Origin of the sequence: Massilia soli (assembly GCF_016809835.1) — a bacterium.
GTDB classification, from domain to species: Bacteria; Pseudomonadota; Gammaproteobacteria; order Burkholderiales; family Burkholderiaceae_D; genus Telluria_A; species Telluria_A soli.
Window position 1 is genome coordinate 513,112 of the sequence record NZ_JAFBIL020000001.1, and the last position, 25,938, is coordinate 539,049.

At 65.1% G+C, this 25,938-nt stretch carries 20 protein-coding genes; 6 read left to right on the plus strand and 14 right to left on the minus strand.

Annotation, left to right across the window (positions count from 1 at the left end; all coding sequences use genetic code 11):
• Positions 1-7: 7 nt before the first annotated feature.
• The gene (locus I4X03_RS02360; RefSeq protein ID WP_223465034.1) at positions 8-1,318 is read right to left on the minus strand and encodes a putative O-glycosylation ligase, exosortase A system-associated; all 1,311 of its coding nucleotides are present in this window, start codon (positions 1,316-1,318) and stop codon (positions 8-10) included.
• 178 nt (positions 1,319-1,496) lie between these two features.
• Here I4X03_RS02360 and I4X03_RS02365 point away from each other — a divergent pair, with 178 nt between their 5' ends.
• From I4X03_RS02365 to I4X03_RS02375, 3 genes are all read left to right on the plus strand, one after another.
• Positions 1,497-3,071 (plus strand): acyl-CoA ligase (AMP-forming), exosortase A system-associated, encoded by a 1,575-nt coding sequence (locus I4X03_RS02365; protein WP_223465037.1) that lies wholly within the window; start codon positions 1,497-1,499, stop codon positions 3,069-3,071.
• Positions 3,068-4,294 (plus strand): pyridoxal-dependent decarboxylase, exosortase A system-associated, encoded by a 1,227-nt coding sequence (locus I4X03_RS02370; protein ID WP_223465046.1) that lies wholly within the window; start codon positions 3,068-3,070, stop codon positions 4,292-4,294. The genes I4X03_RS02365 and I4X03_RS02370 overlap by 4 nt, the downstream gene beginning before the upstream one ends.
• 95 nt (positions 4,295-4,389) lie before the next feature.
• Entirely contained in the window at positions 4,390-6,222 is a 1,833-nt protein-coding gene (locus I4X03_RS02375; RefSeq protein ID WP_223465047.1) for an asparagine synthetase B family protein, read from the plus strand.
• A gap of 200 nt (positions 6,223-6,422) precedes the next feature.
• On the opposite strand, the gene I4X03_RS02380 is transcribed toward I4X03_RS02375, so the two are convergent.
• Genes I4X03_RS02380 through I4X03_RS02440 form a run of 13 tightly spaced genes read right to left on the minus strand, consistent with a single transcriptional unit; the run spans position 6,423 to position 23,001 of the window.
• Positions 6,423-7,814, minus strand: a complete 1,392-nt coding sequence (locus I4X03_RS02380) for a phenylacetate--CoA ligase family protein (protein WP_223465056.1) — start codon at positions 7,812-7,814, stop codon at positions 6,423-6,425.
• The gene (locus I4X03_RS02385) at positions 7,811-8,923 is read right to left on the minus strand and encodes a glycosyltransferase family 4 protein (protein ID WP_223465057.1); all 1,113 of its coding nucleotides are present in this window, start codon (positions 8,921-8,923) and stop codon (positions 7,811-7,813) included. Before I4X03_RS02385 ends, I4X03_RS02380 begins: the two co-directional genes overlap by 4 nt.
• Positions 8,916-10,136: a TIGR04063 family PEP-CTERM/XrtA system glycosyltransferase gene (locus I4X03_RS02390; RefSeq protein WP_223466229.1), complete on the minus strand. Its 1,221-nt coding sequence runs from the start codon at positions 10,134-10,136 to the stop codon at positions 8,916-8,918. The genes I4X03_RS02385 and I4X03_RS02390 overlap by 8 nt, the downstream gene beginning before the upstream one ends.
• A 44-nt stretch (positions 10,137-10,180) precedes the next feature.
• Entirely contained in the window at positions 10,181-12,079 is a 1,899-nt protein-coding gene (locus tag I4X03_RS02395; RefSeq protein WP_223465061.1) for an XrtA/PEP-CTERM system amidotransferase, read from the minus strand.
• Entirely contained in the window at positions 12,067-13,248 is a 1,182-nt protein-coding gene (locus I4X03_RS02400; protein WP_223465063.1) for a TIGR03088 family PEP-CTERM/XrtA system glycosyltransferase, read from the minus strand. The genes I4X03_RS02395 and I4X03_RS02400 overlap by 13 nt, the downstream gene beginning before the upstream one ends.
• On the minus strand, positions 13,245-14,783 hold the full coding sequence (gene xrtA / locus I4X03_RS02405; RefSeq protein ID WP_223465074.1) for an exosortase A: 1,539 nt from the start codon (positions 14,781-14,783) through the stop codon (positions 13,245-13,247). The genes I4X03_RS02400 and xrtA overlap by 4 nt, the downstream gene beginning before the upstream one ends.
• Positions 14,774-15,967 (minus strand): TIGR03087 family PEP-CTERM/XrtA system glycosyltransferase, encoded by a 1,194-nt coding sequence (locus I4X03_RS02410; RefSeq protein WP_223465076.1) that lies wholly within the window; start codon positions 15,965-15,967, stop codon positions 14,774-14,776. The genes xrtA and I4X03_RS02410 overlap by 10 nt, the downstream gene beginning before the upstream one ends.
• A gap of 3 nt (positions 15,968-15,970) precedes the next feature.
• Complete coding sequence (locus tag I4X03_RS02415; protein ID WP_223465078.1) at positions 15,971-17,065, minus strand: FemAB family XrtA/PEP-CTERM system-associated protein; 1,095 nt, start codon at positions 17,063-17,065, stop codon at positions 15,971-15,973.
• Positions 17,065-17,937 carry an XrtA system polysaccharide deacetylase gene (locus I4X03_RS02420; protein WP_223465080.1) on the minus strand — a complete coding sequence of 291 codons (873 nt, stop codon included), beginning with the start codon at positions 17,935-17,937 and terminating at the stop codon, positions 17,065-17,067. Before I4X03_RS02420 ends, I4X03_RS02415 begins: the two co-directional genes overlap by 1 nt.
• Positions 17,915-18,952, minus strand: a complete 1,038-nt coding sequence (locus I4X03_RS02425; RefSeq protein ID WP_223465082.1) for an XrtA/PEP-CTERM system-associated ATPase — start codon at positions 18,950-18,952, stop codon at positions 17,915-17,917. The genes I4X03_RS02420 and I4X03_RS02425 overlap by 23 nt, the downstream gene beginning before the upstream one ends.
• A gap of 16 nt (positions 18,953-18,968) precedes the next feature.
• Positions 18,969-20,504 (minus strand): TIGR03016 family PEP-CTERM system-associated outer membrane protein, encoded by a 1,536-nt coding sequence (locus I4X03_RS02430; protein ID WP_223465084.1) that lies wholly within the window; start codon positions 20,502-20,504, stop codon positions 18,969-18,971.
• Positions 20,497-21,441, minus strand: a complete 945-nt coding sequence (locus I4X03_RS02435; protein WP_223465086.1) for an XrtA-associated tyrosine autokinase — start codon at positions 21,439-21,441, stop codon at positions 20,497-20,499. The genes I4X03_RS02430 and I4X03_RS02435 overlap by 8 nt, the downstream gene beginning before the upstream one ends.
• 24 nt (positions 21,442-21,465) lie before the next feature.
• Positions 21,466-23,001, minus strand: a complete 1,536-nt coding sequence (locus I4X03_RS02440) for an XrtA system polysaccharide chain length determinant (protein WP_223465088.1) — start codon at positions 22,999-23,001, stop codon at positions 21,466-21,468.
• A 459-nt stretch (positions 23,002-23,460) separates the two neighbouring features.
• On the opposite strand from I4X03_RS02440, the gene I4X03_RS02445 reads away from it, so the two are divergent.
• The 3 genes from I4X03_RS02445 (at position 23,461) to I4X03_RS02455 (ending at position 25,935) form a co-directional block, all read left to right on the plus strand.
• Entirely contained in the window at positions 23,461-24,264 is an 804-nt protein-coding gene (locus I4X03_RS02445; RefSeq protein ID WP_223465090.1) for a S1 family peptidase, read from the plus strand.
• A 171-nt stretch (positions 24,265-24,435) separates the two neighbouring features.
• Positions 24,436-25,053 carry an XrtA/PEP-CTERM system exopolysaccharide export protein gene (locus I4X03_RS02450; RefSeq protein ID WP_223465092.1) on the plus strand — a complete coding sequence of 206 codons (618 nt, stop codon included), beginning with the start codon at positions 24,436-24,438 and terminating at the stop codon, positions 25,051-25,053.
• Between the two features lie 321 nt (positions 25,054-25,374).
• Positions 25,375-25,935 (plus strand): hypothetical protein, encoded by a 561-nt coding sequence (locus tag I4X03_RS02455; RefSeq protein WP_223465094.1) that lies wholly within the window; start codon positions 25,375-25,377, stop codon positions 25,933-25,935.
• Positions 25,936-25,938 lie beyond the last annotated feature (3 nt).

Consider the following 25,938-nt stretch of genomic DNA (forward strand, 5'->3'; position numbering starts at 1 on the left):
ATCCGGTTCAGTGGTAATTTGGGACTGGATTGCGCAGCGGCGTCAGCGGCGCACCGGCGCGCTTGACGACCGGCGCATCCTTGGCAATCGTCTCCTCGACGATACGCCCGAGAATGACAACCATCGCCATCACATAATACGGGATGTCGAAGTAGGCCAGGCTCAGGAACGCGCCGCCGACCCCGAAGCCGATCAGGCTGACCTGGATCATCGACGCCAGTTCGGCGGCCCATGCCAGGTCCTCCCTCTGCTTGCAGGTGCGCCGGATCCACGCCGCGCGGCGCCAGGTGAGGAAGGCGAGCAACAGGTACAGCGCCAGTCCGACGAAGCCGTGTTCGCCCATGACCTGGAAGTAAATACTGTGGGCGACGTGGACGTCGGTCGGATCGGGCGCATACATTGCGAAAATGGCCGGAGTCCAGGTAATGTAGCCGCCGCCGGTCAGGGGGTCATCCTTGGCGACATTGAACGCCATGACCCATGCGTTGACCCGGCCCATGGCCGATGCATCTTCCTTGTAGGTCGTGATCGTGTCCATCCGCTCGGTCCATTTGGCCGGCATGAAATTGATTGCGAACGGAATGGCGATTGCCATCACCAGCCCCGACTTCAGTTTGCGCGGGCTGCGCAGCCACAGCACGATGACCATCGCCGCAATGCCAATGAGGGCGCCGCGCGAATACGAACCGAGCGCCGACAGGCCGCACAGCAGCATGGCGATCAGCACGCCCCAGCGCAGCCAGACGTTGGTCTGGCGCCGCAGAATGTAATACATCAGCGGGATGATGGTGACGAAGGCCAGCGCGACCTCGTTATTACCGTAAATGAAACTGTCCGGCGGTCCCCACACGCGTTCGCCGCCGCCGCTGCGGATGGTAAACAATCCGCCTTTGACGCCGTAGAATGCGAGCGAGCCGCACATGACGTAGAGCAGCATGTGGAGCTGGTCCTTGGTGCGTACGAGCATGATGGTCACCAGCGTCATCAGCAGGATCTTCATGACCTTTTCGAGCATCTCCAGCGATTGCTCGGGCAAGAAGGCGGCCGCGGTCGTCACGCACATCCATAGCGCGAAGGCGATGACCGTCTTGACGATGGGCGTCATCGGCAGCGACTTCGGCTGCTTCGTCATCACCAGCGAAAACAGCGTAATCCCGCCGATCAGCATCGCCCACGGGAAGGAAAAAGCGAAGCCATAGGTCAGGCGGTGCGGGTTCATCACGCTGATCCAGACCCACATCATGATGCCGATATGGGGCCGCCTGAATATCAGGGGCAGCAGGGAGACAATAATCAGGGTGAGGACAATGTCTCTCATAACAAATCCAGGGGGGTAATCAACAGTCAAAATACTTTACGCTCTGGCATTCTTCCACAGGCGAAATCAAATTTCCCGATAGAATGGATGCCGTCCCGAACAATAGCGCATTTTTAGCATTCTTGAAACGTCGCTACGTTAGAATCGTACGCGGCTGTGTCCACGGAAAAGGTATTTGATGACCCAGTTAATCCACGATTTCATCCTGCGATCGGCGCGCCTGACGCCCGGCGCGGAGGCGCTGGTGGACGGCGCCGCGCGGATTTCGTACGCGGGCCTGGCCGCGCAACTGGACCAGGTCGCCGCCGGCTTGGCCGCGCACGGCTTGCCGGCGGGCGGCCGGGTCGCCGTCTACCTCGATAAAAACCTGGAAAACGTCAGCGCGATGTTTGGCGCCAGCCGCGCCGGCGGCGTGTTCGTCCCCCTCAATCCCCAGCTAAAGCCGCCACAAGTGGCGCACATCCTGGCCGATTGCCAGGCCCGCGTGCTGGTGACCTCGAGCGCGCGCCTGCGCACCCTGGCTGCGGCGCTTGGTAGTTGCGGGGACCTGGCACTGGTGGTCGTCACCGGCACCGGCGAACGCGCCGCCCTGCCCGCCCACGTCACCGTCATCGGCTGGGACGACTTTGTCGCGCACCCGGCCTCAGCGGCGCACCCGGCGCGCATCGACGCCGATATCGCCGCCATCTTGTATACATCGGGCAGCACCGGCAGCCCGAAAGGCGTTGTTTTATCGCACCGAAATCTGGTCGCAGGCGCCGAAAGCGTTGCCTCTTACCTCCACAATACGGCGGCAGACCGGATTCTGGCGGTGCTGCCGCTCAGTTTCGACTATGGCCTGAGCCAGCTGACCACCGCGTTCAGCGTCGGCGCGAGCGCGGTCTTGATCAATTATTTGTTGCCACGCGACATACTCGACGCGGTCCAGGCCGAAGGCATCACCGGCCTGGCCGCCGTACCGTCGCTGTGGATGCAGCTGGCGCGCCTGCCGTGGCCGGCCGGATGCAGCTTGCGCTACCTGACCAATTCCGGCGGCGCGATGCCAAGGCCGACGCTCGACGCGCTGCGCCAGGTGCTGCCGGCGGCGACGCCTTATTTAATGTACGGCCTGACCGAAGCATTCCGCTCGACCTACCTGCCGCCCGAGCAGCTCGACCGCCGTCCCGACTCGATCGGCAAGGCGATTCCGAATGCCCAGGTGATGGTGCTGCGCCCGGATGGCAGCCACTGCGAGCCGGGCGAACCGGGCGAACTGGTACACCGCGGCGCGCTGGTCTCGCTGGGCTACTGGAACGACCCGGCCCGTACCGCCGAACGCTTCCGCCCATTGCGGCCGGTCGACGCCGGCCTGCCGCTGGCTGAACTGGCGGTGTGGTCGGGCGACACCGTGCGGATCGACGAGGAAGGCTACCTGTACTTCATCAGCCGCAACGACGAGATGATCAAGACCTCCGGCTACCGGGTCAGCCCGACCGAGGTCGAGGAAGTGGCCTGCGCTATCGACGGCGTACTGGAAGTGGTGGCGTTCGGCGCCGCGCACCCGGCGCTGGGCCAGGCCATCGTGCTGGTGGCCAGCGCCAGCATCACCGAGGCCGAACTGCTGGCGCACTGCAAGCGCCAGCTGCCCGCCTATATGGTGCCGTCCAAGATTGTGGTCTCCACGGAAGCGCTGCCGCGTAACCCGAACGGCAAATTCGACCGCAAGCAGCTCGCCACCGACCACGCCAACGCTTTCACCGGAGGGACGCCATGAGCCGCCCGCATGCGCCGCTGACCCAGTTCGCGGTGGTCGACGACTGCCTGCAGGTCGGCGGCATCGCACTGACCCGCCTGGCCGAACGCGCCGGCCGCACGCCCTTCTATGCCTACGACCGCGCCGCGATGACCGCGCGCGCGGCCGAACTGCGCGCCCAGCTCCCGGCCGGCATCCACCTGCACTACGCGATGAAGGCCAACCCGATGCCGGCGGTGGTCCAGCACATGGCCACGCTGGTCGACGGCATCGACGTCGCCTCCGGCGGCGAGCTGCGCACTGCCCTCGACACCCCGGTCAACCCGAACCACGTCAGCTTTGCGGGTCCGGGCAAGAGCGACGCCGACCTGTCGTGCGCGATCGCCTCGGGCGTGGTGCTGAACATGGAGTCGGAAGGCGAGATGGCGCGCATCGCCGCCATCGGCGCGCGCCTCGGCCTGCGCCCGAAGGTGATGGTGCGGGTCAATCCGGACTTCGAACTCAAATCGTCGGGCATGAAGATGGGCGGCGGACCGAAGCAGTTCGGCGTCGACGCCGAGCGGGTGCCGGCCATGCTTGGCGAGATCGGCCGCCTCGGACTGGGCTTCGAAGGCTTCCACATCTTCTGGGGCTCGCAGAACCTGAAGGCCGAGGCGATCTGCGAAGCGCACGACAAGACCTTCGCGCTGGCCGAGCGGCTGGCCGCCGACGCGCCCTCGCCGGTGCTGACCCTGAACATCGGCGGCGGCTTCGGCATCCCCTACTTCCCCGGCGAGCAGCGCCTCGACCTGGCGCCGGTGGGCGACAACCTGGCGCGCCTGCTGCCGCTGGCCAAAGCCGCGCTGCCGGAGGCCCAGGTCGTCATCGAGCTTGGGCGCTACCTGGTCGGCGAAGCCGGCGTGTACGTCACCCGGGTCATCGAGCGCAAGGTCTCGCGCGGCCAGGTCTATTTAGTAACCGACGGCGGCCTGCACCACCATTTGTCAGCCTCGGGCAACTTCGGCCAGGTGATCCGCAAGAATTACCCGGTCGCGATCGGCAACCGCATGGCCGGCGGCGAGCGCGAAACGGCCAGCGTGGTCGGTCCGCTGTGCACCCCGCTCGACCTGCTGGCCGACCAGATGGACCTGGCCAAAGCCGACGCCGGCGACCTGGTTGTTGTATTTCAGTCAGGCGCTTACGGCCTTTCGGCCAGTCCTGTAGCCTTCCTGGGACACCCGAGCGCAATTGAAATTATGCTTTAGCAATTAATTGGTAAAATGTACAGAGTGTGTCATTGGTTTTTGTTTAACGAATTAATTAGCGAGTAAGTCATGCCGAAAATGATGGGGTTGCAGCAATGAGCGGCTTGTGTGGATTCATCGGATACGGCGCCAGCGCCACCGATAACCGGGCGGTCATTGAAAAGATGGCTGCGCCTTTGGCGCGCTTTCATGGCGCCCCGCTGCAGAGCATGCAAGGCCGCAAGAGCGCTGTCGGCATCGTCGCCAGCGAAGCGACCAGCCACGTGTTCCAGCGCGATGGCCTGATGGTCGCCCTGTGGGGCATTCCGAACAAGGCCATCGGCCAGGGCGCCGAGAGCGTCGCCGCGGGCATCGCCCAGGCCTGGCGGCGCGATCCGGACGCCTTGTGCGCCAGCCTGAACGGCTCGTTCTCGCTGTGCATCGTCGACGACGACGCCGGCGAAGCGCTGCTGGCCATCGACCGCATGGGCGTCGGCAACATGGCGTACCAGGTCGCCGGCGAAGCGCTGGTGTTCGGCTCCTCGGCCGACTCGATCGTGCGCCATCCGGCCACGCCATCGGTGCTCGACCACCAGGGCCTGTACAACTACGTCTACTTCCACATGATCCCGGGTCCGGGCACGGTGTTCCAGAACCAGCAGCGGCTGGTGCCTGGCGAATACCTGCGCTACCGCCAGGGCCGCGTCGAGAAGCACCAGTACTGGCGCATGACGTTCGACGAGCGCCCTGAGCGTCCGTTCGCGGACCTGAAACAGGAATTCATGCGGCTGCTCGAGAGCGGCGTGCGCGACGCGGCGGCCGGCAGCGAGGCCGGCGCCTTCCTCAGCGGCGGCACCGACAGCTCCACCATCGCGGGCGTGCTGACCAAAGTGGGCGGCAAGCCGGCCAACACCTACTCGATCGGTTTCGAAGCCGAAGGCTACGACGAGATGGAGTACGCGCGCCTGGCCTCGCGCCATTTCGGCACCAGCCACCATGAATACTATGTGACGCCCGACGACGTCGTCGACGCGATCCCGAAGGTGGCGGCGGTATTCGACCAGCCATTCGGCAACGCTTCGGCGCTGCCGGCGTTCTATTGCGCGCGCATGGCGCGTGCCGACGGCATCACCCGCATGCTGGGCGGCGACGGCGGCGATGAACTGTTCGGCGGCAACGAGCGCTATTCGAAGCAGCACGTGTTCGAGAAATACGAAAAGGTCCCCGGGCTCTTGCGCCGTGCGCTACTGGAACCGGCCGTCTTCAACTTCCCGGGCGGCGAGCACATCAAGCTGATCCGCAAGGCGCGCAGCTACATCGAGCAGGCATCGGTGCCGATGCCGGCGCGCCTCGAGACCTACAACCTGCTTGGCCGCTACGGTCCGAGCCAGGTGTTCACCGACGCCTTCCTGGCGAACGCCGATACCAACGGCCCGCTCGAGAGCCTGCGCCGCGACTACGGCGGCAACGAGGCGGCAAGCCTGATCAACCGCATGCTGGCGCTCGACTTCAAGGTCACGCTGGCCGACAACGACCTGCCGAAAGTGATCCGCTCGTGCGAGCTGGCCGGCATGGATGTCGCCTTCCCTTTCCTGTCGGACGACATGGTGGCGTTTTCCGGCCACCTGACCGCCAAGCAGAAGCTCAATGGCACCAAGCTGCGCTACTTCTTCAAGGAGGCGCTGCGCGACTTCCTGCCGGACGAAATCATCAACAAGCAAAAGCACGGCTTCGGCCTGCCGTTCGGCGTCTGGCTGCAGCATCACCAGCCGCTCAAGCAGCTGGCGATGGACAGCCTGACCGACCTGAAGCAGCGCGGCATCGTGCGCCCTGCCTTCATCGACCAGCTGGTGGGACAGCACCTGTCCGAGCACGCCGGCTACCACGGCACCATGGTCTGGGTGCTGATGATGATGGAGCAGTGGTTCAAGCAGCACGAACAGGCTTAATGTTCCAGGCGATGTCGCCCCTAAGTGTGGAATTCGATACGTCGTTCCCGCGCATGCGGGAATCCATACTGTAGCCGAGTGGTGAATAGCCTTATCGTGGTCACCGCATCGCCGGAATGGGTGCCCGCCTGCGCGGGCACGACGTCTGGGCATAGCGTAAAAAAACCAGGCATCGCCTGGTTTTTTTACGCCGTCACCGCTCAGGCCCGCGCCGCAGTGGCGTCGACCTTGCTGACCACGTAGCGGAATTTGCCCGACTTTTCAGGCAGGATTGCTTCGACCGGTTCGATGTCCACTTGTACGCCCGCGCCGAGGCGCTTCTTGAAGCCCGCTTCGATGGTGGCGCGCAGCGCCGTGTCGGGCGGCGTGTCGCTGACCACCTGCACGCGCGTGTGATCGACGCTCTCCTGGATGATCTTGAAGGACTTCACCTGCGGCAGGTCGCGCAGGATGTAGACCAGCGCCAGCCCGTGCATGACCGCGCCGTCCTGGGTGACCAGGAAGTCGGTGCTGCGGCCCTGGATCTCCTGCAGCACCGGCAAGCCGCGCCCGCAGCTGCACTGCTTGGTGCCGAGCACACCGACGTCGCCGGTGCGGTAGCGGATGAACGGATAGTCGCCGGTGGCCAGGTGGGTCACCACGATCTCGCCGGCGCTGCCGGCAGGGACCGGGCGGCCTTCGCTGTCGATGGTCTCGACCACGATGTCCTCGGCGGTGATGTGCATGCTGCCCGACGGGCACTGGTGCGCGATGAAGCCGGCGTCGCGCCCGCCGTAGCCATTGGCCACCGGGCAGCCGAAGGTGCCGGAGATCTGCGCGCGCTGCTCGTCGTAGAGGCGTTCGGAGGTCACGAAGGCGACCCGGATGCCCAGGTCGTCCATGCGCCGGCCCTTCGCCTTGGCGTGGCGCGCGATGTGCGACAGCGCCGACGGATAACCGAACAGCATGCGCGGGCGGCGGCGCTGGATCTCGTCCAGGAAGCCGTCCAGCTTCGCTTCCGACATCTCGAACGCGGGCAGCAGCGAGGTGCGCAGCATCTTGTCGCGCGCCGCGCGCACGCTGTCCTGGGCGCCGAGCTCGATCGGCGAGCCCCACACCACGATCTCGGGATCGCCGATATCGACGTTCCACCAGCGCGTGGCGCGCCACTTGGCGGCGACATCGTGGCTGACCCGCTCCTTGCCGATGTAGAACACCAGCGGCTCGCCGCTGGAGCCGCCGGTGTTGAAGCGTGCCAGGCCGCGCGCGTCGTCGGCGCGCATGCGGTCGCTGTTGGCGCGGATGATCGGCTTGTCGAGAAGCGGTAGACGCGCCAGGTCGTCGATGGTTTTCAGGTCGCGCGCGGGGTCGAAGCCGATCTGCTCGAACAGCTCGCGGTAGTACGGCACCTTGGTTTGCGCGCGCGTCAGCAACGCGCGCAGGCGCTTGAGCTGTAGCTCGCGCAGGCGGGCGGCCGGCCACCACTGCGATTTTTCCATCGCGCGGCGCACCGACACGGTGCTGTGGCGTTTCATCAATTCGTGCAGCGGGAACAGCATGCCCGCGACGACGCGGGTGTACGGACTGGCGCTGCCAGGTTTTGCGGTCATCATGGGTTGGTCGCCATTTTCGGGGTGCCGGGTTTGAGTACGGAGCGGTACACCGCCATCAGGCGCGGCTTGACGCCGGCCCATGCGTACTGCTGCACGTAGCGCAGGCCGGAGTCGCGCAGGCGCGCCGCCAGCCCGGGTTCATCGGTAACGCGCAGCACCGCGTCGGCCATCGCCTGCGGATCGCGCGGCGGCACCAGCAAGGCGGTCTTGTCGTGATCGACCAAAAACGGCACGCCGCCGACATTGGTGCTGACCACCACCGCGCCGCTGGCCAGAGCTTCCAGCACCGAGTTCGGCATGTTGTCGACCGTGCTCGGGTTGAGCATGATGTCGGCGTCGCGGTACAGCGCGGCCATGCCGGCATTGTCGACCCGGCCGGTGAAGCTGACCGCGTGGCCCATGCCCAGGTCGGTGACCAGTTGTTCGAGTTCGGCGCGCTGCGGGCCGGAGCCTGCCACCACCAGGCGCGCGCCCGGATGCCTGGCCAGCACCAGCGCGAAGGCGCGCAGCGCGGTGCCGTTGTCGTAGATCGGTTCGAGGTTGCGCGCCACCAGCAGGCGCGGCGCATCCAGCGTTTCGGCTGGTGCGCGGTCGCTGTTGAAGCGCTCGAGATTGATGATGTTCGGGACCACGATGGTGCCGATGCCATGCTGGCCGAATACCGACTCGAGGAAGCCCGACGGCACCACCAGTGCCGATGCGCGCTGCAGGCTCGGACGCACCGACGCCAGCGACTTGGCCAGGAAGGTGCCCGCTTCGCCGCCCCGGTAGTTGACCACCACCGGGCAGCCGCGCAGGGCGCCGATCCAGATCGCCGGCGCGGCAAACAGGTGCCACGACCAGCCGGAATTGGCCATCACATGGATCAGGTCGACCCGGCCGGCGCTGCGCCACAGGGTCGCGATGTACGGCAGCATGCGCGCCAGCGCGCGCACGCCCTTGATGCGGCCGGCCCAGGCCGGGCGGTAAGGCGCGTTAACCTGGATCAGGTCGACCGTGCAGCCCTCGCCCGACAGCAGCAGGGCAAGTTGTTCGGTCTGGTTTGCCATGCCGCCCGACGGCGGCGGCAGCGGCCCGACCAGGCCGATTTTTAAAGCATGTTCAGCCAATTGCGATTTCCTTGCCGACCAGGCCGCGGTACACCGCCTGGTAGCGTGCGACGCTGGCGCGCCAGTTGCGTTCCTGCTCGACGAAGTTGCGGCCAGCCGCGCGCAGCGCAGGCCAGCGCTGCGGCTCCGACAACAGCGCCAGCACCTTGACGGCCAGCTGCTTCGGGTCGCCGGCGGCGAACAGCACGCCGGTCTTGCCGTCGTCGATCAGTTCCTTGTGGCCGCCGACGTCGGACGCCACCAGCAGGCGGCCCTGGGCCATCGCTTCGAGCGGCTTGAGCGGCGTGACCAGGTCGGTCAGGCGCATCTTCAGGCGCGGGTACACCAGGATGTCGACCAGGTTGTAGTAGCGCTGCACCTGGTCGTGCGGCACGCGGCCGGTGAAGATCACCTTGTCGGCCACGCCCAGCGTGCGCGCCTGCTCTTTCAGCGCGGCGTCCTGCGGACCGCCGCCAACGAGCAGCACGCGCACGTCCGGGTTCACCTTCAGCATCTCGGGCAGCGCCTGCAGCAGCACGTCCAGGCCTTCGTAGGCGTAGAACGAACCGATGAAGCCCAGTACCGGCTTGCCGACGATGCCCAGCTCCACGGCCAGCGCTTCGTCGCGGGTGCCGTCGGTGCTGAAGTCTTCGATATTGACCGCGTTCGGGATCACCGTCACCTTGGATGACGGGATGCCGCGCCCGACGATCTCGGCGCGCAGGCCTTCGCAGATCGTGAAGGCCGCGTCGACCCGCTTCAAGGCCCAGGTCTCGAGCGCGCGGGTGAGCCGGTAGCGCAGGCCCCACTCGCGGCTGGTGCCATGGTCGACCGCCGCGTCTTCCCAGAAGGCGCGGATTTCGTAGACCACCGGGATGCCGAGGCGGCGGCCGACGCGCAGCGCGGCAACCGCGTTGAGCACCGGCGAATGGGCGTGGATGACGTCCGGCCTGATCTGCTGCGCCAGCGGCAGCAGGCGTGCCGCCAGGCCGTCGATCACGGCCTTCTGGTTCAGCACCGGCAGGCGCGACATCAGGCCGGTTTCCGGCGCGGTGCGATGGAACATCAGGCCGTCGACCATGTCGCTCGAGGCGCTGGCGCTGCCCTGCTTGGAGCCGGTCAGGTGATGGGTTTCCCAGCCGCGCGCGCGCTGCTGCTGCAGGATCGAGCGGCTGCGGAAGGTATAGCCGCTGTGCAGCGGGATCGAGTGGTCGAGCACGTGCAGCACGCGCAGCGGCTTGCCGGTGATGGCGCCGATATTTTCTGGTTTGCCCACGCTCATTCTCCGTTCGCTTCTTTGCGCAAGAAGGCTTCAAACATCAGCACCGACCAGATCGGGGCGCTGTAGTCGCGCCGTCCGCTCTGGTGCTGTTCCACCATCTCGGCCAGGAACGCGGTGTTGAAGATGCCGGTGTCGGCCAGGGTCGAACCGAGCAGCGATTCGCGCACGCGCTGGCGCAGCGGGCCGCGGAACCATTCCGCCAGCGGCACTGCGAAGCCCATCTTCTTGCGGTACAAAATCTCTTCCGACAGGTAGGGCTCCATCGATTTCTTGAAGATGTACTTGCCTTCGCTGCCCTTGAGCTTCATCTCCGGCGGCAGGCCGGAGATCCATTCGACCAGCTTGTGGTCCAGCAGCGGCACCCGCACTTCGAGCGCGTGCGCCATGCTGGCGCGGTCGACCTTGGTCAGGATATCGCCCGGCAGGTAGGTCTTCATGTCGAGGTACTGCACCATCGACAGCGGATCGTCGGTCGGCGACTTGGCGGCATGGCCCTTCATGACTTCCACCGCGCTGTAGCCCTGCAGGCCAGCCTTGAAGCGGTCGGAGAACAGACGGTCGCGCATCGCGTCGGACATCAGCGACACGCCATGGAAATAGCCCTCGGTGAGGTCGCGCGACAGCGCTTCGAAGGTGGTCTTGGCGCGGAACACGCGCGGCGCCCAGTCGGCCTTCGGATAGTATTTGCCGAGCGGGCCGAAGACCATCTTGCGCATCCCTTCCGGAATGCGCGAGCGGACGTTTTCTTCGGCCATCGCGTAGCGGTAGCGGCGGTAGCCGGCCAGGTTCTCGTCGCCGCCGTCGCCCGACAGGGCCACGGTCACGCGCTTGCGCGCCAGCTGGCACACGCGGTAGGTCGGGATCGCCGAGCTGTCCGCATACGGCTCGTCGTACAGGTCGGCCAAGGTGTCGAGCAGCGCGAAGTCGTCGGTCTCGACGGTCTCGGTGACGTGGTCGGTCTTGTACTGCTTGGCAACCTGTTCGGCGTACTGCGACTCGTCGAAGGCCTTTTCCTGGAACGCGATCGAGCAGGTGTTGACCGGGTCCTTGTTCAGGCCAGCCATCATCGCCACCACCGCGCTCGAATCGACGCCGCCCGACAGGAAGGCGCCCAGCGGCACTTCGGCCTTCAGGCGGATCTTGACCGCTTCACGCAGGCGCTCGACCAGCTCGCCCTTGGCGTCCGATTCGGTCATCGCGTGGTGCAGCTTGAACGGCACATCCCAGAACTGCCTCGGCTGCGGCACCGGCTGGCCGATCTTCACGGTCAGGCAGTAGCCTGGCGAGAGCTTCTTGGCGCCGGCGTAAATGGTTTTCGGTTCCGGCACATAGCCGTAGGCGAAATATTCCTCGACCGCCTGCGGGTCGATCGCGTGCGGCAAGCCAGGGTGGGCGCGCAGCGACTTCAGCTCGGAGCCGAAGATGAACATCCCGTCCGGCAGTTCGGCGTAGAAGAACGGCTTGACGCCCATGCGGTCGCGCGCCATGAACATGGTCTGCGCCTTGCGGTCCCAGACAGCGATGGCGAACATGCCGCGCAGCTTGTGCACGCATTCTTCGCCCCAGGCTTCCCACGCATGCACGATGGTCTCGGTATCGCTGCGGGTGCGGAACACGTAGCCGAGCTGCTCGAGCTCGGTGGTCAGTTCCGGGTAGTTGTAGATCTCGCCGTTGAACACCACGCCGACGTCGCCGGCGGCGTTGAACATCGGCTGCTGGCCGCTGGCGATATCGATCACCGACAGGCGGCGGTGGCCGAAGCCCACGCCAGGTTCGGTGTACACGTCGCCTTCGTCCGGACCGCGGTGATGCTGGGTCTCGTTCATCCGCTTTACCAGCGCCGGGTCGATCGCACGCGCGCCGCGCGTGTCAAAAATTCCTACTATTCCACACATGATTTAACCTGATTCCTGAATTTGGTCTTACGTTCGCACAAGCTGTCGTACAGCGACTGATAGGCGGCGACCATCGCCGCCATGTTGTATTTGCGATGGACCCGCATGCGCCCGGCTTCGCCGTGCGCGGCGCGCAGCGCCGCGTCGAGCACGTAGCGCTCAAGCGCCGCGGCCATCGCCTGCGGGTCGGAGGCCGGCACCAGCGCGCCGGTCACACCGTCTTCAATAACTTCGGGCAGGCCGCCGACGCGGGTGCCCACTACCGGCAGGCCGGTGCACATGGCTTCGAGCGCCGAGCCGGGGGTGCCCTCGGCGATCGAACTCATGGCGAAAATGTCGATGCTGCGCAAGATATCGGCGACATCGGTACGCGATCCGGGCAGCCACACCGCGTCTTCGATGCCGGCCGCGGCGGCCTGCGCACGCAGCTTCGCCAGCAGCGGGCCGTCGCCGACAATCGCCAGGCGCAGCTGCGCGCGCAGCTGGGGCAGGCGTTCGCGCAGCACGATGAAGGCCGCCACCAGGGTGGCGTGGTCCTTGACGTCCTGGATGCGGCCAACCGCGCCGATCACGATGGCGTCAGGCGCGAACACGTCGAGCGCCCTGCCCTGCCCCGCGGCGCGTGGATGGAATTTGTCCGAGTCGATCCCGTTCGGCAGCATCCGGCTTTTATGGTCCGGGACACCGATCACATCGCGGTTCCAGTCGAACATGCTGGCCGAGTTGGCGTAGCAGCAGTCGTAAAACGGCAGCATCGCCCGGCGCAGCGCATTGTGCTTGCGGTTGGTGCCGTGCGGGTCGTCATGGTCGCGGCCATGGGCGCCGTTGATCCGGATCGGCACGCCGGCCAGGATGGCGGCCGGCGCGTACTCGATCGCCGACAGGTTATAGCTGTGCAGGATGGCCGGCTTGAGGCGGCGCAGCAGCTTCCACAGCGCGGCGTGGGTGCCCAGCGACAGGCCGGGCTGCTTGTCGAGCGAGTAGATCTGCACGTCCGGACGGCTGATCTTCTTCGAGAAATCGGTATAGCCGGTCAGGCACACGATCGCGTGCCGGTAGGCTTGCGCCGGCATGCGGTTGATGCGCTCGACCATCAGGTTCTCCAGCCCGCCGAAGTCGAGCCGGTAGATCAGGTGCACCACCAGCGGCGCTTGCGTCAAGCTGCTCACTGCGCGCCCCGGGCCTTGGCCAGCGCGGCTTCCACCGCGGCGAAATTCTCGTTGAGGAACGAGCGCAATGCGGCGCGCGCCTCGTCCGGACTCTCGGTGTACGGGGCCGACAGCATCACTGCCGCGCCGTCGTCGCCGCGCATCATCAGCTTGGCGCCGGCCTGCCACATCTTGCCGGCATAGGCGCTGGTGGTGGCGCGGCCATCGATCCACATCCAGTGCCATACGATGAAGGTGCCGCGCGGACCGCGCATGCGTGCTTCGCGCACTGCGATGGTCCGTTCGCCGGCCTTCTCGGTGCGTACCGAGGAGCCCACTTCGTGGAACGCATCCTTAGAAGCGGTCAGCCGGTTGACCGATGTGATCAAGGCCTTGTCGCGGGTCTGGTTGCGGTAGTACAGCACGTCGAGCGCCACCGGGGTCGAGCCGGAAGGTGCCAGGAACACGCCGTTGTAGCGGGCATCCGGCTCCTGGTAGGCGGCGCGCCACGAGCTGAAGTCCTGGCCGGGCGCCCAGCGCGATGCCGGCGCTTCCAGCACCACCGGCGCCGGGTTGTAGGCGGCGCGGTCGAGATAGGTCAGCAGCGCAGGCCAGATCGCCATCGCAGCGAAGGCGGCGGCAACGATCGGCGCCAGCGGCACCGGGCCGCGCGCGGCGCTGGCCGCCGGAATGGCTTCAGGCAGGTGGTCCTGGCGCCAGAAACTGCCGACCCAGAACAGGATGAACATCACGACGCCGAAGAACGCCCAGCCGTAGATCAGGTGGTCGACGCCGACCGCCATGGTCATGCCGCTGGTGTGGCCGATCATGACGATCATGTAGGCACGCAGTCCGTTGGCGATGATCGGCACCAGGATCGAGAAGCCGATGAAAACCAGGCGGCGGGTGGTCGAGCGGTAGGTCAGGTAGGCGTACAGGCAGCCCAGCGTGAACGACGAAATCAGGTAGCGCACGCCGCTGCAGGCTTCGACCACCGACCAGCTGCCGGTTGGCAGTTCGAAGCGGGTGCCGTTGCGCAGCACCGGGATGCCGGTCAGCTGCACCGCCCAGACGGTGAAGTCGGCGGTAAATTCGATCAGCGGCGGAATGAACACTTCGCCGAACGGCACCGCGAACAGCACGAACAGCAGCGGGAAGGTGAACTCCTTCGCCAGGCGCGGGCCGAACACGGTCAGCGCCACCAGCGGGATCATCGCGGCCAGCGCGAACTGCTGCACCACCCGCACTTCGCCCATCCCGGCCAGCATCCAGCCGGCGCCGGCGCCAAGCAGCAGCACCAGGCCGGGCCAGAACGGCTGCGGCGGCAATGCCTCGAACACCGCGCGGCGGCGCCATGCCAGCCACAGGGCGATCGGCAAAATCACGTAACCGTGGGCGAAGGTCTCCGAGGTGTTCCAGATCGAGACCACCGAGCGCGCGGTGTCGAAGAACAGCACGAACGGCGACAGGAACGCCAGCGCGATCAGCACCCAGGCCGCGCCGTCAAGGCGCGAGCGCGGTGCGTTCACCAGGGTGGACGACGGGTTCAGGTACATTCAAGCCTCGCATCGATGCGCGCCAGGTTGCTCGGCCAGCTGTACAGGCTCTCGACGGCCGCACGCGCCGACGGGCCCAGGTCGCCGTCGGCCTGGTTGAGTAGTTCGGACACGGCCGCGGCAAACGCCTGCGCACCGTCGGCCAGCACCAGGTCGGTGCCTGGCACCGCTTGAATGCCTTCGAGCGCCTGCGGCGACACCACCACCGGGCGCGCCATCGCCATCGCTTCGAGCACCTTGTTCTGGATGCCGCGCGCCACGCGCAGCGGCGCCACCGCCACTTCGGCATGGGCGATGTACGGCCTTACGTCGGGCACGGTGCCGGTGACGACCACGCCCGGGTTCTGCGCCAGCGCCTGTACCGCGGGGCTCGGGCGCGCGCCCACGATGTAGAAGCGCGCCTTGGGGAATTTGGTCAGCAGCTGCGGGAACACCTCGGCCGCGAACCACTGCACCGCGTCGACGTTCGGCCAGTAATCCATGGCGCCGGTAAACACCAGCGCGCGCTCGCCGTCCTTGTACGGACTGTCATAGCTGCGCAGCGGCGAAAAGTAGTCGGTGTCGACGCCGTTGTTGAAGAAGCCGATCTTGGCGCGGCTCTCGGGCGCCAGCTGGCGGAACAGCTCCGCTTCGGGGTCGGACACGAACAGCGAGGCGTCGCACTCGGCGGCCACCTTGCGCTCGTAGCGCAGCAGCTGGCGCGCCTCGTGGCGGTACAGGGCGCTCATCGGCCAGCGCTTGTTGTCGGCGTACTGGCGCCACTTGTCGGAATCGACATCGCAGAAGTCGACCACGCGGCGCGCGTCGCCGTACGGCTCGGCGTACTGGGCCATCTGCGACGAGAACACCACGATGCGGCTGATCGGGTTGGCCGCCATGGTCCTGGCGACCCAGTCGCGCATGCCGGCGTCCTGGTAGTAGCGCAGCGACAGCGACTCGTTGGCCATCAGGCCAACCAGGCTGCGCACGCGGCCCGCCAAGGGATTGAGCCTGGCGAAGTGGCTGCCGGCGCACATCGCTTCGACGCGCGGCACGTGCTGCCAGTCGTCGGCATCGTCGACGAAGGTGGCCAGGTGCACGCGGTAGCTCTGCGACAGGTGCTTGAGCAAGTGGTACGACCGGATCTTGTCGCCCTTGTTGGGCGGATAAGGCATGCGGTGGATCAGCAGGAGCAGGTCTTGCACGGCTTACCCCAGGTTCCTGACCACGAACGGGCCAAGGAAGTTGGCCAGCTTGATCGGCAGCTTCTGCCATACCTTGATGAACAGCTGGTACTTTGGATTGAGCGGGTTATTGTCCGGCAGTTCGGTCGACGCGTACAGGCGGTATTCGTAGGCCAGCGGGGTCGGCTCGAAGCCCCAGTTCTTCTTGAAGTCGAATGCGCCGGTACCGAGCTTGCTGCGGCCGAAGTCGAAGATGCGGCAGCCGCGCGCGGCGGCGGCCTGCATCAGGTTCCAGTACATGAAGTCGTTGCCGGCGCATTCGCGCGCGGCCGGCATGCCGCCGCCGTAGTACGGCAGCACTTCGTCGCGGAAGTAGAAGCTCAGGACGCCGGCGATGATCTGGTCGCCGCGCACGATGGTGCGGATTTCGCAGGCGTCGCCGAATACTTCCTTGATGACCTTGAAGTAGGACTTTGGGAACACCGGGGTGCCGAGGCGGTGCACGCTGGTCGAATAGGCGATGAAGAAGCGGTCGACATGCTGGTCGATCTCTCCGGTCAGGCCCAGCTTGATCCCCTTGCGCACCATCGCGCGCTGCTTGCGCGGAATGGCGTTGAGGTTGGCTTCGTCGTCGGCGCTGATCTCCTTGCGGAAGGTGACGTACAGCTCCTTCTGGTACCAGTTCGGATCGCCCGCGTGCTGCGGCAGCAGGTTGCGCATTTCGAGGTGGCCGACATTGAGCGAGCGGGCCAGCTTGTCGGCGGCGTCGTCCAGCAGCGGGCGCGCCGCATCCGAGGTCGCGACGATCCCGCCCAGCACGCAGAACGGCAGCGAACCGAGCGAGTGGCCGAACATGCGGCTCTTGATCTCGGCCAGCGGCAGCACGCCGACGATCTTGCCATTTTGTTCGACGTAGTAGAACCAGGTCTTGTGGCCGTAGACGCGCTGGATCACGGTTTGCCAGCCGGCGCGGTGGAAGAAGGTCGCCTCCGGGCAGCTGTCGACAAACGCGTCCCAGCGCGCCATGTCCTTCGGCTCAAGCAGGTGGACGGTCGGACGCGCGGCGATCGCCGCGGCGGCCGCTTTTTTTTCTTGTACTGCTTCGATGATAGAGCTCATTACTTACCCAAAAAAATACGGTCCATGCGGTCCCACTTGAAATCTCGGGTCAGGCGGGCGATGCGGCCCTCCATCCGGTCCAGGTTGACGTAGTGGCGGAAGCGGCTCTTCATGCTGGCGCCTTCCGGGCGCGGCTGGCCAGGGTCGATTTCCCACGGATGGAAGTAGAAGATCGCGCTTTGGCCGTCGACCTGGTTGACGCGTTCCATCATCCAGCGCGACAGCGCGTATGGCAGCAGGCGGAAGTAGCCGCCGCCGCCGGCCGGCAGCTTGCGCTGCATGACTTGCACGGTGGTGATCGGGATCTCCAGCAGGCCGTCCGGGCCGTTCGGGTAGAACGCGAAGCGCGGCGCGTCCGGCATGCCGTAGTGGTCGTGCTGGATCGGGTAGATGCTGGAGCTGTAGCGGTAGCCGGCTTCCTGCAGCACGTCGAGCGCCCACAGGTTGGCGGTGCCGATCGAGAAGCTCGGGGCGCGGTAGCCCAATACCCGGACGCCGCCGATATCTTCCAGCAGCGCCTTGCTGCGGGTGACGTCGTCCCTGAATTCGTCGCGGGTCTGGTCGGACGCGCGCAGGTGGCCGTAGCCGTGGCTGGCCAGCTCGTGGCCGCCGGCGACGATACTGCGCACAACCTGCGGATAGCGTTCGGCGATCCAGCCCAGCGTGAAGAAGGTGGCGTGCACGTTCTGCTTCGCCAGCAGCGCGAGGATGCGTTCGACGTTGCGCTCGACCCGGCATTCGCGCCCGGCCCAGCTGTCGCGGTCGATCACCGGCGCGAACGCCGAGACCTGGAAGTAGTCCTCGACGTCGATCGTCATGGCGTTGCGGATCACGGTGTCCGCAATCGCCTTAGGGTGCAGTCGGTCGTTCATCTTGATTATTGTCCGTGGCTTGCGTTGGCGCCGGCAGCGCGGTGACGATCTTTTTCAGTATCGACAGGACCGAAGCCATTGATTTTTCCATTTTCATCATGCGCTCGTCCATGTAGCCCGGGTTGTCCAGGTTCGGGACATGCGCATGGCGCTCGTGATCGGCGCCGGCATCATCCTGCGCGGGCGCGGCGCCTTGCGGCACCTGGTATTCGGACTGGATGTCGGCGATTACCTCGTTGACGTCCTTTTCCTTGAGCGCGTGCAGCTCTTCCAGATATCCCATCAGCAGCAGGCGGTCGCACAAGGCGTTGACCTTGCGCGGAATGCCGCCCGAGTAGTCGAAGATCGCCGCGTAGGCGTTGTCGCTGAAGGTCGGGTCGTCGCGCCAGCCGACCGTGTGCAGGCGGTGCTCGATGTAGGCGCGGGTCTCTTCCGCATCCATCGGCCCCAGGTGGTAGCTGGCCGTGACGCGCTGGCGCAGCTGCTGCATGCCGGCGCTGTGCAAGGTGGTGCGGAATTCCGGCTGGCCCAGCAGGAAGGTCTGCAGCAGCGACTTTTCGTCGGTCTGGAAGTTCGACAGCATGCGCAGTTCTTCGACCGCGCGCGGGGTCAGGTTCTGGGCTTCGTCGACCACCAGCAAGGCGCGCTTGCCTTGCTCGTCGCAGGCGCGCAGGAACTGTTCCAGGCGCGCCAGCATCGCCGTCTTGCTGGCGTTTTCGTATTCGAGGCCGAATGCCGCCACCACGGTGCGCAAGGTGTCTTCGGCATCGAGGTGGGTGTTGACGATGTGGGCGGCGACGATCTGGTCCGACGGCAGCTGGTTAAACAGGTTGCGCACCAGCGTGGTCTTGCCGGCCCCGACTTCGCCGGTCACGACGATAAAGCCTTCGCCATGCGACAGGCCGTATTCGAGGTAAGCCATGGCGCGCTTGTGGCCCTTGCTGCCGTAAAAGAAGTGGGGATCTGGCCTCAGGCGGAACGGCTTGTCGGAGAGACCGTAATAATTTTCATACATGCGTTGCTCGCTTCTCTTAGAACTTCATCATGACGCCGGCCGAGAGCGCGTTTTCGACATATTTGTCGCGTCCGCCCAGTACCGGCCCGGTGATGCGGCGCAACTCAAGCACGCCGGACAGCTTGCGCTCGAACTGGCGGTGCAGCGACAGGCGGGTGGCGCTGTGGTTGCGCACCAGGCCAGTCGTGATCGATTCGACGCGGTAGGCATCGACACTGGCGTTGAAATCGGTCTTGCCATCGAGGCGGTAGTTCCACACGGCGCTGGCGCCGCGCTGCTCGGTGTTGTCGTTCTGGGTCAGCGAGCTCGGTCCGAGGATCGCGCTGTCGGCCTCGGCGGTCGAGAGCGCGGTGCGGCGCGTGCCGTACACCGACAGCACGGTGCGGGTGCGTGCCCCGCGCAGCACCACGGCGGCGCGCAGCTGCTTCTGCAGGAAGTAGCGGTTGCTGAAGTAGTTGATGCTGTCGGCCAGCGACGGCGGCAGGCCGGTGGCCAGGATGTAGGCCTCGACCGCGGCGCGGCGCGCCACCGGATCCGGGATCGCCGACAGGAACAGGCTGTCGAGCAAGGCGGCGGTGTCTACCGTCGACGGCAGCAGGAACTGCGAGCGGGTGTTGGTGACGGCGTCGCTGTAGCTGAGCGAGAACACGGCGCGGCGCGCGCGGTGGCTGGCCGACAGGCTGTAGCTGTCGCCGTAGAAGCGGCGGCCGGCGCTGGCCTCGATGCGGGTGCGGCTGCTCGGCGTGTAGATGCCGCCGACCGACCACGAACGGCCTTCGGTGACGCCGCCCAGCGCGGCATAGTCGTATTTGTCGTAACCGACGTTGCCGGTCAGCGCCATGGTGCGGCCGAGCCGGTAGCGCAGGCCCAGCGATGCCACGGCGGCGCTGGTTTCCGGCGCCAGGTCGTCGTCGATGCGCTGCTCGCGCAGCAGTACGTTCCAGCCCAGATCGGTAAAGCGCGAACCGCTGGCGACCGACAGCGCGATGGTCTGGCCATCGTTGTTGCCGAGGCGGTTGCGGCCGGTGTCGACCTTGTCGCGCACGTAGCGCAGCTCCGCCGTCGCGGTCGAGCCGAAGCGGTGGCGCAGGTACGGGCTGGCGCTATAGGTGCGCACTTCGGTGTTATTGATGTTGGCGTAGGCGCGGTCGCTCAGCAGCGGGCCGAAGGCCGAGACCGGCTGCTGGCTGATGCTGGCGGCGCCGTCGAAGTACAGCCAGTCGCCGACCAGTTCGGCGTTCAGGCGCGCGGCCAGCGCCGACTGGGCGCGGTCGACTTCGCCGCCAATGTCGCTGGCGCCGGCGAAATAGTGCAGCTGGTAGGTCGCGTCGAAGCGCACCCGGTCCGACCGTTTCGAGACGGTGAAGCCGGGCGTGATTTCGGTGATCCAGTCGCTTTGTTCGCGGCCTTCGCGGGCCAGGCGCAGGTTATCGGTGTAGGTTTCGCGCAGCTCCAGCGTCGGCGTGAATTTCCACGCCGCCTGGGTTGGCTGCGACAGCAGCAGGGCCAGCGGGGCCAGCGCCAGGACTGCTTGACGACGCTGCTTAGCCATAGTTGTAGTTATAGGTTTCCGTTCCCGGGAACTCGTGAGTCTTGTTATAGATGAGATTGACATTGTCCAGCCCTTCGAGCTGGCCCAGCGCTTCCTTGACGGCGTGCTGGGTGGTCGCCTCGGCTTCCACCACAACCACGATCTGGCCCATGTGGGCAGCCAGCACGTGGGCTTCGCTGGTGAGCAGCAGCGGCGGCGAATCGAAGATCACGATGCGGTCCGGATAGCGGTTGGCGATTTCCTCGACCAGCGCGTTCATGGTCTGGCTGGCCAGCAGTTCGGTGGCGCGCGGATTGCTGCTGCCGGCCGAAATGATCGACAGGGTGTCGACGTTGGTGCGCAGCATGACGTCGGCGACGTCGAGCGACTCGTCCAGCAGGACATCCATCAAGCCCGGGTGGGCCGGCAGGCCGAGGGTGCTCAGCACCGATGGGCGGGCCACGTCGGCGTCGATCAGCAGCACGGTGTGGTCGAGTTCCATGGCAATGCTCATCGCCAGGTTAATCGCGCAGAAGGTCTTGCCTTCGCCCGGCAGCGAACTGGTGATCATGATCAGGTTGCCCGGACGGCCGTTCTGGGCCGGCTCGGCGAAGGCGCGCTTGAGCAGCGGGCGCTTGATGATGCGGAAATCTTCGACCAGCGCGGTGCGGCCGCCGGCGGCGGTGACCAGGCCCATGGCCTGCATCCGTGCCAGGTCGAGTTCGACGACGCGGGCGCCTGGGCGCGGGGCGATCGGCGATTCTTTGGCCGGGGCGGCGCCTGGCTGCGGGGCGGCCTTGGCGGCCGGCGCAACGGAAGCCTCCGGCGCGGCCGGCGCCTTGGCATGCATCGAACGCTCGATGATGCCTTCAGGCGCGCTCAACGGTGCTGGAGCGCCGATGGTCGGCTCTTCCTTCTTTTGTTCGATCCTGCCTGCTGCTTTTTCAATAATGCTCATAATATTCCCTCTTGGTCGCCGCTGTTACAGCGACGGCCTCATCAGAATTGCCGCCATCACGCCGCCATATACGCCGAACAGCACGACAACGGCTGCGGAAAACGCATACAGGCGCGAACGGCGCTTCACTTTTTGCTCGGCGGTCCAGTTCATGCTGATCGCGCCCAGCACCGGCAGGCCGGTGGCTTCGCGCAGCGTGCTCTGGGCCATGAAGGTCGGGCGCAGCTGGCTCATCAGGAATGCGACGCCGAGGCCGGCGCCCAGTGCGATCAGGAACACGACCGACATCAGGCGCGGACGGTTAGGACCGGACGGCACCAGCGGCGCGGTCGGCGGATCGACCACGCGGAAGGTCAGCATGTCGGTAGCCGAGCTCAGGTCGCCCGACAGCTTGGCCGCTTCGCGCCGGCCGACCAGCTTCTCGTAGTTGTCCTTGTTGATTTCGTAGTCGCGGTTGAGCTGGGCAAGCTGCGCTTCGACTTCCGGCGCGATCTCGCGCTGCGAGCTCAGCTTGGCGCTGCGCGAGGCGTATTCGTTGACCCGGGCGCGCAGCGAGGCGACGCGGGCTTCTTCGCTTGCCAGCTGGACCTTCAGCTGCTGCATCATCGGGCTGACCGGCATCACCGGGTCGGCCGCGGTGCGGGTGCGCTTGGCGTCTTCGACCTTCTTCGCTTCCAGCTGGACCATCAGGCGCTTGGCCGCGACGATGTCCGGATGCGCTTCGGTGTACTGCATGCGCAGCTGGTCGAGGTTTTTCTGCAGGTTGAAGATGCGGGCGTCCAGTTCCGGATTGTCGAACGGTACCTGGGTGGCGCCGTTGACGCGGGTGGCGCCGCTGTTGGCGCCGATCTGGCGGGCGATCGCATTGCGCGCCTGCTCGGCTTCGGACAGCTCCAGGCGCGCCTGGCTGAGCTGGTCGGTCACCGAATTCATCTGGCTGCTGAAACCGCCTTCGCGCGGCAGCATGCCGATGTTCTTGATCTTGAAGTCCTTGAGCGCATTCTCGGCCTCGGCCAGCTTGGTCTCGTAGGTCTTGATCTGGTCATCGATGAACTGGACCGCGCGTTCGGAATCCTGGCGCTTGTTGCCGAAGCTGCCTTCGACGAAGATATTCAACAGCGCCTGCACCACGTCCTTGCCCAGCTTCGGGTTTGGATTGCTGTAGGAGATCGTGTAAATATCGTCGCGCTCGGTACCGGTGATGGTGATCTTCTCCATCAGCTCATCGACCATCGCTTCGTGCTCGGCCGGCGTCTTCGATTTGATGTCGAGGTCGACCGTGCGCATGACTTTCTCGACGTTCGGACGGCTGATCAGGGTACGGCGCATGAAGCCGACCTGCTGGTTGATGTTCGGGACGGTGGTCATGCTGGCCAGCAGCGGCGCGAGGATACTTTGGGTATCAACGTAGACCCGGGCCGAAGCCTGGTAGTCGTCGGGCATGCGGTATACAAAAACCCAGCCAATAATCGCGACGATCCAGGAAACAATGACCGCGTACCAGCGGTATTTCCAGATCGCCTTCAATAAGGTGGTCATCAGGGCGCTTAATTCTGCCATCTTGTCGTTCTCGCCTGTAATAGCTGGCCGGATCCCGGCCACGCCAAGAGCGGCCAAAAGGCCGCCACGTATTGTTGGATGCACTGCAAGCCACCCCTGCCAGCTACAGTCTAGCTAGAGGAAAATTGCCTTCAGGCATTGATTAATGTCATATCATACATGACATTCCATTACTTGTTGCTACTAAATCCGTGATTTTTCCTTGCCTCGACAGCAAGATAAGCCTGCGGGCGAAGTGTGAAAAAACCCAAAATGGATTTCGTTATTTCTGCGAAAAAAGAGTTTCGCACAGACTAGAAAATTGCGATGCCAAAACGCAATCGTGCGCGTCAAATAAGACAAAATGACAACACTCAACCGTGCTGATCAACGTTCTTTTGGGCAATTCTTGCGTTTCTCTAGGGAGCCGTATAGTCTGGTCCGTCGCCTCTCCTGGCGTGCTTATCAATTGTCTGCCCTATGATCGCTCGCAACCCTATTTATCGCAACGCTTTCGCGTCGGCCAGCGCCCTCGCCGCCGTCCTCGTGCTGTTTTGTGTTGCACATACGCCCGTCGAGGCCGCTGAGCTCAGCCGCACGATCGCAGCGGTCAAGCCATCGGTGGTCGGGATCGGCACCCACCAGCGCACCCGTACCCCGGCGGTACGCTTCGCCGCGACCGGCTTCGTGGTGGGCGACGGGCTATCCGTCATTACCAATGCGCACAGCATTCCCGACCTGCTCGACGTGGCCAACCGCGAGACGCTGGGCGTGGTTGTCGGCAGCGGCAGCCAGGCGCAATTCCGGCCCGCCACGCTGGCAGGCCTGGACAAGGAACACGACTTGGCGCATCTGCGGCTGAGCGGGGCGCCACTGCCGGCACTGACCATCGGCGACTCCGCCACGGTGCTGGAAGGGCGCGACCTGGCATTTACCGGCTTTCCGCTGGGCATGCTGCTGGGCCTGAACCATGCGACCCACCGCGCCATGCTGGCGGCAATCACGCCGGCGGTGATGCCGCAGCTCGGTTCGCGCAACCTCAACCCGCGCGTGCTGAGCCAGCTGCAAAAGTCCCCGTTCCTGATCTTCCAGCTCGACGGCACTGCGTATCCGGGAAACAGCGGCAGTCCCTTGTACGATCCGGAAGACGGCGTCGTATACGGCATTATTAATGCCGTGCTGGTCAAAGGCTTGAAAGAAACGGCGATTTCTACGCCGAGCGGCATTACTTACGCTATTCCGGCAACGTACATTCGCCAGCTGCTGGATCGGAAAAACGACTAAGCAACAAATTTGCAATCGTGCAGCTTTTACGAAAAAAAATGCATGCTAAAATAGAAATTCTTGAAAGCATAGTTGCTTGCGGGAATCAAGCTCACGACGACCGCTGATCCCGCCGCAAGCGCTCCACCATTTAGGCAAAAGGAACTCCAGGTGAACATTCTTCGACAAAAAATGATGAAACTGCTGGCTTATTCCGCGCTCGCGCTGTCGGCGCTGTCCCTTGGCGGATGCGCGATGTTCAGCAAGCCGGCCGGCCCGCAGCAGCCGCAGGTTGCCGCGCCGCAGAACGATTACCTGATCGGCCCTGGCGACAACCTGTCGATCGTGGTCTGGCGCAATCCGGAAGTCTCGCAGAGCGTACCGGTGCGTCCTGACGGCAAGATCACCACGCCGTTGGTCGAAGACCTGCAGGCAGCCGGCAAGACCTCGACCGAACTGGCGCGCGACATCGAAAAAGCGCTGGCCAAGTTCATCCAGCAGCCGGTCGTGACCGTCATCGTCACCGGCTTCGTCGGCAACTTCAGCGAGCAGGTCCGGGTCATCGGCGCCGCCGCCCGTCCGCAGGCGCTGCCGTACCGCCGCAACATGTCGCTGATGGATGTGCTGATTGCCGTCGGCGGCGTCACCGAATTCGCCTCGGGCAACCGGGCCACGATCATCCGCACCGTCAACGGCCAGCAGCAGACCGTCAAGGTGCGCCTGGAAGACTTGATCAAGGATGGCGATATTTCGGCCAACACCTTCATGTTCCCAGGCGACGTGCTGGTCATCCCGGAAAGCTACTTCTAAGCAGACCGGCGCGGCCTCGGGGCCGCGCCGCTCCTTGCCTCACGCCACCTGGCGTTGTATTTCAGCAAGCGACGTGCTTTTGCATGCTGTCCTGTGTCATCATCGGCGCACATACTGTCGAGATACCTTACAAATCATTGTGCCATGTCAAGTCGGTGGCTGACATCTGTCCGCGCCGTCTTGGCGTAAGTACTTGATCGGCAACGACATTCCAGCGGCGATGTTTCCAACTGGAATGGATATTGCTTTGGACAATATTCTGTGCGCGCTGCGCGCAGCTATAACGCATGCCGGCCCCCGGCCAGTTTTCGAGGAATTGACGTGACCTATCAAGAACAGCAAGCAGCCGAACCGGCGCCGCACAACCAGATCAGCGCGCGCGGCGCCGCACGCCGCCGCTTCGCCCGTGCCGGTGTCGGCGCGTCCGCCGCCCTGGTCACCATTTCCAGCAAGGCGGGCATGGCGGTGGATATCTGCACCGCGCCGTCGGGCTCGCTTTCGGGCGGATTGCAAAGCCAGAAGCCGGGCGAGGTCATCGCCTGCGAAGGACGCTCCCCCGGCTACTGGAAGAACCATGCAGGCTGGCCGACCGACCGCGCCATGACGTTCGGCACGATCTTCTCGTGCAGCACCAGTTCGAAATACCACGCCTGCACGCTGGCCGACATGCTCGTCCCCAAGCGCTGGGACCGCAACGGCATCGGCCGCCACATGGTCGCCACTTACCTCAACATCATGTCCGGCAAGATCGGATTCCTGACCGTTCCCGCGCTGCAGGAGATCTGGAACGACATCAGCCGCCGCGGCGTGTACAACCCGACCGCCGGCGTCAACTGGTATGCCCAGGATGTCGTCGACTACCTCCAGGGTACGATGGGCTGAGCG